At 74.5% G+C, this 11,619-nt stretch carries 10 protein-coding genes; 5 read left to right on the top strand and 5 right to left on the bottom strand.

Features of this window, described 5'->3' with window-relative positions; genetic code table 11:
• Nucleotides 1–95: 95 nt before the first annotated feature.
• Nucleotides 96–1,427: a crotonyl-CoA carboxylase/reductase gene (ccrA, locus tag ACI78U_RS20875; protein WP_456877312.1), complete on the bottom strand. Its 1,332-nt coding sequence runs from the start codon at nt 1,425–1,427 to the stop codon at nt 96–98.
• Nucleotides 1,428–1,538: 111 nt separating this feature from the next.
• A complete protein-coding gene (gene mce / locus ACI78U_RS20870) occupies nt 1,539–1,991 on the bottom strand; it encodes a methylmalonyl-CoA epimerase (RefSeq protein WP_456877311.1) in 453 nt (150 codons plus the stop codon).
• Between the two features lie 215 nt (nt 1,992–2,206).
• Between mce and ACI78U_RS20865 the strand changes: the two genes are divergently transcribed.
• The 3 genes from ACI78U_RS20865 to ACI78U_RS20855 are packed head-to-tail and all read left to right on the top strand — an operon-like array spanning nt 2,207 to nt 5,918.
• Complete coding sequence (locus ACI78U_RS20865) at nt 2,207–3,397, top strand: acetyl-CoA C-acetyltransferase (RefSeq protein WP_456877310.1); 1,191 nt, start codon at nt 2,207–2,209, stop codon at nt 3,395–3,397.
• The gene (gene meaB, locus ACI78U_RS20860) at nt 3,394–4,455 is read left to right on the top strand and encodes a methylmalonyl Co-A mutase-associated GTPase MeaB (RefSeq protein ID WP_456877309.1); all 1,062 of its coding nucleotides are present in this window, start codon (nt 3,394–3,396) and stop codon (nt 4,453–4,455) included. Before ACI78U_RS20865 ends, meaB begins: the two co-directional genes overlap by 4 nt.
• Nucleotides 4,452–5,918, top strand: coding sequence for a phytoene desaturase family protein (locus tag ACI78U_RS20855; protein WP_456877308.1), 1,467 nt, complete (start codon nt 4,452–4,454; stop codon nt 5,916–5,918). The genes meaB and ACI78U_RS20855 overlap by 4 nt, the downstream gene beginning before the upstream one ends.
• Before the next feature lie 78 nt (nt 5,919–5,996).
• Here the strand turns inward: ACI78U_RS20855 and ACI78U_RS20850 are convergent, their stop codons facing one another.
• Nucleotides 5,997–6,878 (bottom strand): type IV toxin-antitoxin system AbiEi family antitoxin, encoded by an 882-nt coding sequence (locus ACI78U_RS20850; RefSeq protein ID WP_456877307.1) that lies wholly within the window; start codon nt 6,876–6,878, stop codon nt 5,997–5,999.
• 177 nt (nt 6,879–7,055) lie between these two features.
• On the opposite strand from ACI78U_RS20850, the gene ACI78U_RS20845 reads away from it, so the two are divergent.
• Together ACI78U_RS20845 and ACI78U_RS20840 are read left to right on the top strand one after the other, a co-directional pair.
• Nucleotides 7,056–7,589: a MarR family winged helix-turn-helix transcriptional regulator gene (locus ACI78U_RS20845; protein WP_456877306.1), complete on the top strand. Its 534-nt coding sequence runs from the start codon at nt 7,056–7,058 to the stop codon at nt 7,587–7,589.
• Between the two features lie 34 nt (nt 7,590–7,623).
• A complete protein-coding gene (locus tag ACI78U_RS20840) occupies nt 7,624–8,592 on the top strand; it encodes a tetratricopeptide repeat protein (protein ID WP_456877305.1) in 969 nt (322 codons plus the stop codon).
• 16 nt (nt 8,593–8,608) lie between these two features.
• On the opposite strand, the gene ACI78U_RS20835 is transcribed toward ACI78U_RS20840, so the two are convergent.
• Complete coding sequence (locus tag ACI78U_RS20835; RefSeq protein WP_456877304.1) at nt 8,609–10,003, bottom strand: neutral zinc metallopeptidase; 1,395 nt, start codon at nt 10,001–10,003, stop codon at nt 8,609–8,611.
• A gap of 94 nt (nt 10,004–10,097) precedes the next feature.
• Nucleotides 10,098–11,447: a neutral zinc metallopeptidase gene (locus ACI78U_RS20830; RefSeq protein ID WP_456877303.1), complete on the bottom strand. Its 1,350-nt coding sequence runs from the start codon at nt 11,445–11,447 to the stop codon at nt 10,098–10,100.
• Nucleotides 11,448–11,619: the final 172 nt, after the last annotated feature.

The raw sequence follows: 11,619 nt of genomic DNA, 5'->3' as shown, positions 1-11,619 counted from the left end.
CCCCCCCCCCCCCCCCCCCCCCCCCCCCCCCCCCCCCCCCCCCCCCCCCCCCGCCCCCCCCCCCCCCCCCCCCCCCCCCCCCCCCCCCGGCGGGTTCACACGCCGCGGAAGCGGTTGATCGCGCTCAGGTGCCGTTCCCGCTTCTCGGCGTCCTTGACACCCAGGCCCTCCTGCGGCGCGAGGGTGAGCACGCCGACCTTGCCCTGGTGCAGGTTGTGGTGGACGTCGTAGGCCGCCTGGCCGACCTCCTCCATCGCATAGGTGCGCGACAGGGTCGGGTGGACCAGCCCCCGGTCGATGAGCCGGTTGGCCTCCCACGCCTCCTTGTAGTTGGCGAAGTGCGACCCGACGATCCGCTTGAGGTTCATCCACAGGTAGCGGTTGTCGTAGGAGTGCATGTACCCGCTGGTGGAGGCGCAGGTGACGATCGTGCCGCCCTTCTTGGCGACGTAGACGCTCGCGCCGAAGGTCTCCCGGCCGGGGTGCTCGAAGACGATGTCGACGTCGTCACCGCCGGTCAGCTCGCGGATGCGCTTGCCGAACCGCTGCCACTCCCTGGGGTCCTGGGTGTCCTCGTCCTTCCAGAACCGGTAGCCCTCGGCGGAGCGGTCGATGACCAGCTCGGCGCCCATCGTCCGGACGATGTCGGCCTTCTCCGGGCTGGAGACCACGCAGACGGGGATCGCGCCGCCGTTGAGCGCCATCTGGGTGGCGTAGGAGCCCAGCCCGCCGGAGGCGCCCCAGATCAGCACGACGTCGCCCTGCTTCATGCCGGCGCCGTTGCGGGAGACGAGCTGGCGGTAGGCGGTGGAGTTGACCAGCCCGGGGGCGGCCGCCTCCTCCCAGGACAGGTGCCGTGGCTTGGGCATGAGCTGGTTGCTCTTGACCAGCGCCAGCTCGGCCAGGCCGCCGAAGTTGGTCTCGAACCCCCAGATGCGCTGCTGGGGGTCCATCATCGTGTCGTCGTGGCCGGCCGGGTCCTCCAGCTCCACCGACAGGCAGTGCGCCACCACCTCGTCGCCGGGCTTCCACTTGTTCACGCCCGGGCCCACCCGCAGCACCACGCCGGCCAGGTCGGAGCCGACCACGTGGTAGGGCAGGTCGTGCCGCTTGGTGAGCGGGTTCTGGCGGCCGTAGCGCTCGAGGAACCCGAAGGTGGAGACCGGCTCGAAGATCGACGTCCAGACGGTGTTGTAGTTCACCGACGACGCCATCACCGCCACCACCGCCTCGCCCGGGCCCAGCTCGGGGGTGGGCACCTCTTCGACGTGCAGCGACTTGCGCGGGTCCTTCTCCTTGGTCGGCATCCCGGCGAACATCTCCTGCTCGTCCTTGCGGACGACGACCGCCCGGTAGGACTCCGGCACCGGCAGCCCGCCGATGTCGCTGAGCTGGTCGGCGAGGATGGCGTCCCTGATCGCGTCCACGTGCTACTCCCGGGTCTTGGTCGGCTCGGAGCGGAGGGGGTGCGGCGGCAGGTTACCGGCCGGTAACCGCCGGGGCCGGGCGACCCGGGGACGCGCCCCGGAGCCCGGGGCTCAGGAGGCGGTGCGGGCGGGCTCGACGAGCTCGACGAGGACGCCGCCGGCGTCCTTGGGGTGGACGAAGTTGACCCGGCTGCCCGACGTCCCGCGCTTCGGGACGTCGTAGAGCAGCCGCAGGCCGCGCTCCCGCAGCGTGGCGCCGGCCGCCTCGACGTCGTCGACGCGGAAGGCGAGCTGCTGCAGGCCGGGCCCGGAGCGGCCGATGAACTTCGCGATCGTCGACTCCGGGGTGAGCGGGGCGAGCAACTGGATCCGGGTCTCCCCGCTGCCGACGGCGAGCATCGCCTCGCGGACGCCCTGCTCCTCGTTGGTCTCCTCGTGCACCGACCGGACGCCGAAGGTCCTCGCGTAGAAGGCGATCGCCTCGTCGAGGTCGGGGACGGCGATCCCGACGTGGTCGACGGTGGTGAACAGCTCGGCGGGCAGACCCGTCGCGGCGTCGGTCATCGGGTCATCTTGGCGCAAGACGTCTGAGACGACTCACCAGTGTGTCGGGGATCACGCCCGGGCGGGCTGGACCGTCCGGGGTCCCGGTCGGCCCGTCGACCCGGTTGGAGAACCGATCTATCCTGGCCTGCAGCCCTGTCCCCGCGACCTGCGACTCCCGCGGGCGCGGTCCGACCCGTCGTCGCCAGCGTCGGCGGCGCGCTCCTGGAGGCAGCATGTCCCGCTCGGTGATCGTCAGCGGCGCCCGGACCCCCATGGGCCGGCTGCTCGGCTCGCTCAAGGACTTCTCCGCGGCCGACCTCGGCGGTGTCGCGATCAAGGCCGCCCTGGAGCGCGCGGGCATCAGCGGCGACCAGGTCGAGTACGTGATCATGGGCCAGGTGCTGCAGGCCGGCGCCGGCCAGAACCCGGCCCGGCCCGCCGCGGTGGCCGCCGGCATCCCGATGACCGTCCCGGCGATCACCGTGAACAAGGTCTGCCTGTCCGGGCTGAGCGCCATCGCGCTGGCCGACCAGCTCATCCGCGCCGGCGAGTTCGACGTCGTCGTGGCCGGCGGCCAGGAGTCGATGACCCAGGCGCCGCACCTGCTGCCCAGCGGCCGCACCGGTACCAAGTACGGCGACGCGCGGCTGGTCGACGCCATGGCGCACGACGGGCTGACCGACACCTTCGACCAGGTGGCCATGGGCGCGCTGACCGAGCAGGCCAACGACCGGTACCGGCTGACCCGCGAGGAGCAGGACGCCTTCGCCGCGGAGAGTCACCAGAAGGCCGCCCGCGCGGGCAAGAACGGGATCTTCGACGAGGCGATCACCCCCGTGCTCATCCCGCAGCGCAAGGGCGACCCCATCGAGTTCCGCGACGACGAGGGCGTGCGCGCCGACACCACCGTGGAGACCCTCGCCCGGCTCAAGCCCGCCTTCGCGAAGGACGGCACCATCACCGCGGGCACCGCCTCCCAGATCTCCGACGGCGCCTGCGCGGTTGTGGTCATGAGCGCCGAGAAGGCCGCGGAGCTGGGCGTCACGCCGATCGCCGAGATCGGCGCGCACGGCGTCGTCGCCGGGCCGGACGCGACGCTGCAGAGCCAGCCCGCCCGCGCGATCCGGCGGGCCTGCGAGCGCGAGGGGATCGCGCCGGAGGACCTCGACCTGGTCGAGTTCAACGAGGCCTTCGCCGCGGTCGCCCTCGTCTCCACCCGCGAGCTGGGGATCGACCCGGAGAAGGTCAACCCCAACGGCGGCGCGATCGCCCTCGGCCACCCGATCGGCATGAGCGGCGCCCGGATCGTGCTCGACGTGGCGCTCGAGCTGCGCCGCCGCGGTGGCGGTGTCGGTGCCGCCGCGCTGTGCGGCGGTGGCGGGCAGGGCGACGCGCTGGTCCTGCACGTGCCCGCTCCCGCGTGACGCCCGACGGCCTCGTCCGGGAGGGCACGGCCGTCACGACGCCCGGCCCCGCCACCCCCCGGGGGAGGCGGGGCCGGCGCGCTGTCGACGTCCCCGACCTGGTCGCCCGCGCCCGCGACGGCGAGGCCCGCGCGGTGGCCCGGCTCATCTCGCTGGTCGAGGACGCCAGCCCACTGCTGCGCGAGGTCGCCGCCGCGCTGGCGCCGCACACCGGGCACGCGCAGGTGCTGGGGCTGACCGGCGCGCCCGGCGTCGGCAAGTCCACGACGACGACGGCGCTGGTTCGCGGCCTTCGGGCCGCCGGTCGGCGGGTCGGCGTGCTCGCCGTCGACCCGTCCTCGCCCTTCTCCGGCGGCGCGCTGCTCGGCGACCGGGTGCGCATGCAGGACCACGCCGGCGACCCCGGCGTCTACATCCGGTCGATGGCCTCGCGCGGGCACCTGGGCGGGCTGGCCTGGGCGACGCCGCAGGCGCTGCGGGTGCTCGACGCGGCCGGCTGCGACGTCGTGCTCGTCGAGACCGTCGGCGTCGGCCAGTCGGAGCTGGAGATCGCCTCGCTCGCCGACACCACGCTGGTGCTCGTCGCGCCGGGGATGGGCGACGGCATCCAGGCGGCCAAGGCCGGGATCCTCGAGGTGGCCGACGTCCTCGTCGTCAACAAGGCCGACCGGGACGGCGCCGACCGGACCGTGCGCGACCTGCGCTACGCCCAGTCCCTGGGCGGCCGGTCCACCGGTCCGGGGGCATGGCGGCCGCCGATCCTGCGCACGGTGGCCGCCCGCGGGGAGGGCGTCGACCGGGTCCTCGAGGAGGTCGAGGCGCACCGCCGGTGGCTGGCCGGCTCCGGCGAGGGCGCCCGCCGCCGTGCCGAGCGGGCCGCCCGCGAGATCGAGGCGATCGCGCTCGCCGGGCTGCGGGAGCGGATCGGCGAGGTGCGCGGGTCGGCCGCGCTGGCCGCGCTCGCCGGCGAGGTGGTGGCGGGGGAGACCGACCCCTACCGCGCCGCCGACCGGCTCCTCGGGCAGCTCCGGGACCCCGCGGGCAGACTGACCCGGTGAACGGGAAGCCGGACGCCGTCGTCGTCGGAGCCGGGCCGAACGGCCTGGCCGCAGCGCTGCGGCTGGCGGCGGCCGGGCTGCGGGTGCAGGTCGTCGAGGCGGCGGACCGGCCCGGCGGCGGGATGCGCACCGAGGAGCTCATGCGGCCGGGCTACCGGCACGACGTCTGCTCCATCGTGCAGCCGATGGCCGCCGCGGCACCGTTCTTCCGCGAGTTCGACCTGCCCAGCCGCGGCGTCCGGCTGGTGCAGCCGGAGGTCAACTTCGCCCACCCGCTGGAGGGCGGGCGGGCCGCGGTCCAGTACCACTCCCTGGAGGAGACGGCGGCCGCGCTCGGGCGGGACGGGGCGGCCTACCGCCGCCTGTTCGAGCCGCTGGTGGAGCACGGGCAGGACGTCGTCGACTTCTTCCTGACCAGCCGGCTGCGCCGGCTGCCGACCCGCAGCGTGCCGCAGATCGTGTACTTCGGGCTCAACGGGCTGCCCAACGTGAGCTGGCTGGCGCACCGGTACTTCGAGACCGAGGAGGCCCGCGCGCTGCTCGGCGGCGCCGCGGCGCACGGGATGCTCGACCTGAGCCAGCCGCTCACCTCCGCGCTCGGGATGCTGCTGACGATGCTCGGCCACCACGTCGGCTGGCCGCTGGTCGAGGGCGGGTCGCAGAACCTCGCCGACGCGATGGTCACCGCGCTCGAGCAGCAGGGCGGCGAGGTGGTCACCGGGCACCTGGTCACCGACCTGCGCGAGTTCGACGGCGTCCCGGCCGTGCTGCTCGACACCACGCCCGAGGCCTTTGTGTCGATGGCCGGCGACCGGGTGCACGAGGGCTACCGGCGCTGGGTGCGGCGGTACCGGCACGGCGCCGGCGTCTTCAAGATCGACTGGATCCTGTCCGAGCCGGTGCCGTGGACCAACCCCGATGCCCGGCGGGCCGGGACGCTGCACGTGGCCGGCACCCTCGAGGAGACCATCGCCGGCGAGCGCGCCCCGAACCAGGGGCGGGCCGCCGAGCGCCCGTACGTGCTGGCCGTCCAGCCGACCGTGCCCGACCCGACCCGTGCGCCCGAGGGCGGCCACGTCTTCTGGGCCTACGTGCACGTGCCGCACGGGTCCGACGTGGACATGACCGCGGCGATCGAGGACCAGGTCGAGCGGTTCGCGCCGGGGTTCAAGGACACGATCGTCGACCGGGTCACCAAGAACGCCGTCCAGATGGAGGCGTGGAACCCGATGTACCTCGGCGGGGACATCTCCAACGGCCAGGCCACGCTGCGCCAGATGCTGTTCCGCCCGGTGCCGCGGTGGAACACCTACAAGACGCCGGTCGACGGCGTGTACCTCGCGTCCTCGGCCACCCCGCCCGGGCCCGCCGTGCACGGCGCCTGCGGGGACAACGCCGCACAGGTGGCGCTGCGCGAGGTGTTCGGCGTCCGCGACGTCCCCCGCCTGCGCCCCGCCGTCTGAGGGGTCGGCCGTCGCGCCCGTTGTCGACCTGATGCGGTCTTGGCGGCGCTGACATCGCACCAGGTCTACAAGCGGCGCTCAGGCGGCGAGCACCGCCGCCAGCCGGGCGACCAGCCGGCCGGGCTCCTGCAGGTCCTCCGCCGTCACGAACACGACCCGCCAGCCAGCGGCGGTCAGCCGGTTGAGGCGGGCGCGGTCCGCGGCCACCTGCTGGGGTCGGCCGTGCCATCGTCCCTCGTACTCGACGGCCACCCGGTGCTCCGGCCAGGCGAAGTCCACCCGCGCGACCACCCGGCCGACGTCGTCCCGCACCCGGTACTGCGCGACCGGACGGGGGAGCCGCGAGGCGTGGAGGAGGAGGCGCAGCCGGGTCTCCTGAGGTGACTCCGCGAGCCCGTCGACCAACGCGACCACCGACCGGGCACGCCGGCAGCCGGGGCCGGTGGCCGCGGCGACCGCTGCCCTGACCCGCCCGAGGTCGGTGACCCGGCGCGCGACGAGGGCATCGACGAGCGCGACCGCACCGGTGAGCGGACCCGGCGCACGGGCGAGGTCGACGGCGGTCGTCTCGGGACTGGTCACGGGTACGCCGCGGCGCGTCGTGACCTCGTTCGGGTCGAGCGCCCACCGGCGCACCCGGACGCCGGGCACGGTGCACGCGGACGACCCGGGCGGGACCGTCAGTTCGACGTCGTCGGTCACCGTCGCGGCGTCGACGTCCCAGAGCACCGCGGCGCTCCGACCCGAAACGACGGCGCCGGGGACGAGCAGCAGCGCGGCGGCCCCGGCGCGCACCTCGTGCGTCACCGTGACCGACGAGCACGCGTACACGTCCCGGAACAGGCGCTGCCAGGCGGCGCTGCGCAACTGGTGCCTGGTGATCCGGCCGGCGGCGACCTGCTGCGACCCGCGGAAGACGCGGCCCCGCAGCATCGGCGGGCGGTGTGGCTGGACGGGCACCGCAGGAGGATGGCTGCTGCGGCAGTGTCGGCGCTCCGGCTGTCCACAGGCCCCGCCGGTTGTCGACCTGGTGCGGGCTCGGCCGCGCTGAGACCGCACCAGGTCGACATGACGCGTGCGGGTGACCGGTCGGCGCGGAGGCCGGGGCGCAGGCGGGCGGCGGGTAGCGTCGGGCGCATGGTCCGGGCGCTGGGGCTGCCGTTCGACCCGATCGAGCGCGCGGGGGAGACCTGGGAGCAGCGCTTCGGGCCGGCCGCGGCGATGCGCGCGGCCACGTCGGTGTTCCGGGTGCAGCAGATCCTGCTCGCCCGCTTCGACGAGGTGCTGCGCCCGCACGGGCTGACCTTCGCCCGGTACGAGGTGCTCGTGCTGCTCACCTTCAGCCGGAGCGGGCAGCTGCCGCTCAAGGTCATCGGCAGCCGCCTCATGGTCCACCCGACCAGCGTCACCAACGCCATCGACCGGTTGGTCGCGGCCGGGTACGTCGACCGCCGGCCCAACCCCGCCGACGGCCGCGGCGTCCTCGCCGGCATCACCGACCGCGGCCGCGCGGTGGTCGAGGCGGCCACCCGGGAGCTCACCGCGCTCGACTTCGGCCTCGGCGACCTGCCCGAGGCCGAGCAGGAGACCCTGTTCGACCTCCTGCGCCGGGTGCGGCTGGGCGCCGGCGACGTCGCGGAGGTCGACGCGACCCCGTCCGCCGAGGGCTGACACCGCGCCCCCGCGCCGGTGGGATCATGGGCGCATGCAGCCCACCCGTCCCGGACGCCCCGACCCGCGCGCGCAGGCCCAGCAGGCGCAGCTCGCCGCCTCCCTGGCCGGTGCGGTCGACCTCGCCGCCGTCAAGGCCCGCTCCGAGGCCGCCGCGCGGGCCCAGGCGGCCCCGCAGCCCAGTGCCACGGCCCCGGCGGGCGCACCCGGCTCGGCGGTCGTCGACGTCACCGAGGCCACCTTCCAGGCCGAGGTGCTCGACCGCTCCTTCCAGGTGCCGGTCGTCCTCGACCTGTGGGCCGAGTGGTGCGGCCCCTGCAAGCAGCTCTCCCCGGTGCTCGAGCGGCTGGCCGCCGAGGGCGGCGGTTCGTGGGTGCTCGCCAAGGTCGACGTCGACGCCAATCCGGCGCTGGCCCAGGGCCTGCGGGTGCAGGGCATCCCCGCGGTCAAGGCGGTCTGGCAGGGGCAGCTGGTCGCCGAGTTCACCGGCGCCATACCCGAGGAGCAGGCTCGCCAGTTCGTCACCGAGCTGGTCCGGGCCACCACCGGCGGCGCGGTCCCGGAGGGCGGGCCCGGCGAGGACGAGGCGATGGACGACCCCCGCCTCGACGCCGCCGAGGCCGCCCTCGAGCGCGGCGACCTCGAGGCCGCCGAGGCCGCCTACGCCGCGATCCTCGAGACCGAGCCCGACCACCCGGTCGCGGGCCTCGCGCTGCGCCAGGTGCGGCTGATCCGCCGGGCCGACGCCGCCGGTCCCGAGGCGCTCGCGGCCGCCGACGCCGCCCCCGACGACGTCGAGGCGCAGACCCGGGCGGCGGACTTCCAGCTCGGCACGGGCGACGTCGAGGGCGCCTTCACCCGCCTGGTCGACGTCGTCCGGCGGACCGCCGGCGACGACCGGGACCGCGCGCGCCAGCACCTCGTCGAGCTCTTCGACGTCGTCGGCGCCGAGGACCCGCGGGTGGTCGCCGCCCGCCGCCAGCTGATGGCGGCGCTCTACTGAGCCTCGCCCGGCTGCGCTAGACCCCGACGCCGCACGGTTCCGCGCCGTTGAGGAAGCCGGCGCGGAACAGGTCGACCAGCTGGAACCCGGTCAGCTCGACGTCGGCGAGCACGTCCGGGTCGTTGCCGTACTCGAGCAGGAACTGCACGCTCTCGTCGATGTCACCGGGGGAGATGCGCACGCTCTCCAGCTGGTTGTTGTAGACCTGCGCCGAGTACCAGCCGGTCAGGCACACGGCCGACTGGAGCGCCTCGGTGTCGTCGGTGGACAGGCCCAGCTGGTCGCGGGCGGCCAGCGCGTACGGGACGGCCACCCCGGTGACCACGGCGAAGTCGCCGAGCTCGTAGGCCTGCTCGGCGAAGTCCCCGTCGAAGGCGACGAGGCCGGCCCCGTCCCCGCCGTCGGGGCAGTAGACCAGCGCGACGTCCTCGGGGGCGCAGTCCGGCGGGGCGGTGGTGGCCTCCAGCGCCGGCTCGGTGAACTCGGCGTCGAGGACCTCGCTGAACGCGCGGCCCCAGAACTCGGCCAGCGACGCCTCGGTGAAGCCGAGGGTGTCGCCGAAGGGCGCGTTGCCGCCGGTGGCGAAGTCCGTGTCGGTGGTGAACTCGCCCTGGGTGAACACCCGGTCGGGGCCGTAGCGGTCGCGGCAGGCCGTCGAGCCGTCGTCGAAGCCCTCCTGGAACGCCGAGACGCGGTCGAAGTAGGAGCCGTGCGCCTGCTGCTCGCCCGAGCCGGTGCCCACCGGGTCGCGCAGCAGGAAGTAACCGCGCAGCAGCTGGTCGAGGTCGTCGGTGTCGATGGAGGAGTACTCGGCGTTGCCGTCGGCCACCCACGCCGTCCACGCGCCGGCCAGGCAGTCGGCCTGGGTCTCGGTGGCGATCGAGGCCGGCGGGTAGCCGACCCGGGCCTGCACCGCGTGGCCGAACTCGTGCGCCATCACCAGCTGCGGCAGCACCTCGCCGTACTGGCCGGCGAGCTCTCCGAGGAAGGCGCGGTCGTAGCTGATCGAGTCGGAGTTGGGCGCCTCCTGCGAGGAGCAGTAGAAGGCGTTGTTCTCCAGCTCGCGGGGATCGGTGCCGCAGCCGATGCCGTCGGGGTACAGCGACGGGTCGACGTCGTTCGGGTCGACGCTGAAGAAACCGCCGGTCAGCGGCTGGAACGGCTGCCCGAAGACGTCGGGGAAGCTCGCCGCCCAGAAGGTCTCCAGGTCGGCCAGCGCGTTGCGGGCGAGGGTGTCGATCGGTCCGTCGGTGGCGCCGACGATGCGCAGCGTGCCGGCGTCGACCGACTCGGTCGGCATGCCCTGCGACCGCGGGGTGCCGATCACGACGTAGGAGCACGCCGAGGTGACGAGGACGCCGAGCGCCAGCAGCGCGGCGAGGGCGCCCCGGGAGCGCGAGGGGAGGTCCATCGGGAGGCCCGTACCCGGCCGGGGCCTGCGTGAACGCGGCGGCGCCCGCCTCCCGCGCGGGGGAGACGGGCGCCGCTGTCGTGACCGGGACGGGCTACAGCCCGATGTCGCAGCCGGTGCCGCCGTTGAGGAAGCCGTCGCGGAAGGCGTCGACCATCTCGAAGCCGGACAGGTCGGTGTTCGGGAAGACACCCTCCTCCTGGCCGTAGGTGAGCAGGAAGATGGCCGCCTCGTCGACGTCGCCGGGGGAGAGGCTGCCGATCTGCTCGAAGTCACCGGTCCAGAAGCGGGCGGTGTACCAGCCGGTCAGGCAGACCGCCGAGGAGATCGCCGCGGCGTCGTCGATCGGCAGGTCCAGCTGGGCGCGCGCGGCCTGGGCGTAGGCGACGGAGATGGCCGCGGCGACCGCGAAGTCCCCGATGCCGTCGTAGGTCGAGCCCAGCAGCTCCGCGTCGAGGTAGACGGTGTCGTCGGCCTCGCAGTACCCGAGGTCGCGGTTCTCCGCGCCCATGTCACCGCAGTCGGGCGCGTCCCCCTCGAAGGACTCGATCGCGGGCTCGGTGAACTCGGCGCCCAGGCCCGGGAACACCGACTGGTAGAAGACCGGCAGCGTGGTGGCGACCAGCTCGCCGATCTGGTCGGCGGGCAGGTTGCCCCCGCTCTCGAGGTCGGCCTCGGTGGTGAACTCGGTGGCGGTGAACAGCCGCTCCTCGGTGAAGTCGTCGCGGCAGGTGCCCACGCCGCCGTCGTAACCGGCGTAGAAGGCCGACATCCGGTCGAAGCCGGAACCGTGCGCGCGCTGGTCGTCGGGGTCGAAGCCGACCGGGTCGCGCAGGCCGATGACCCCGAGGACGACCTGGTCGAGCTCGGCGGCGCGCAGCGCGATGTGCTCGGCGTTGCCGTCGATCACCCAGCGGGTGAAGGCGCCGGCGAGGCAGTCGGCCTGCGTCTCGACGACGATCGCCGAGTCGGCGAAGCCGAACCGGCCCTGCATCGCGTGGCCGATCTCGTGCGCCATGACCGCGGGGCCGAGGTAGGGCCCGAACTGGTCGCTGAGCTGCTGCAGGAGCGCCCGGTCGTAGGCCACGACGTCGCAGTTCGGGTCGTAGTGGGCGTTGTTGGCCACCCCCTCGGGGTCCTCGGGCGCCCGGGCGCAGCCGATGCCGGTGTCGGGGTAGGCCGACTCGTCGATGTTCGTGGAGTCGACGGAGAAGTAGCCGCCGGTGATCGGCTCGTACTCCTCACCGAAGTACTCGGGGTAGGCCTGCGACCAGAAGGTGTCCAGGTCGGCCAGGGCGTTGCGGGCGAGCCGGTCGGCCTCGGTGTCCGCGGAGCCGGTGACCGGGAAGTCCGCGTCGGAGACGTCGACCGGCACGCTCGCGCCGCGCGACGCGATGCCGGAGACGGTGCTCGTGCAGCCGGTGAGCAGCACGCTGCCCGCCACTGCCGCCACGATGACGCGACGCAGGACATGCCTCATGGAGCTGGTGTTCCTTCTCTGCCGGTGTGCCGTCACCCGGGGAGCCGGGCGCGCGGGGTGCGGTCCGCGCCACCGGGGGCGGCGCGGAGCCGGGCCATGATGCACGGGCGGGCAGGAGTGCGGAACAGGTCGGCGC

This window comes from Geodermatophilus sp. SYSU D00710 (assembly GCF_054050195.1).
Note: the sequence above shows the minus strand (reverse complement) of the source record. Positions and strands in the feature narration are given on the sequence as shown.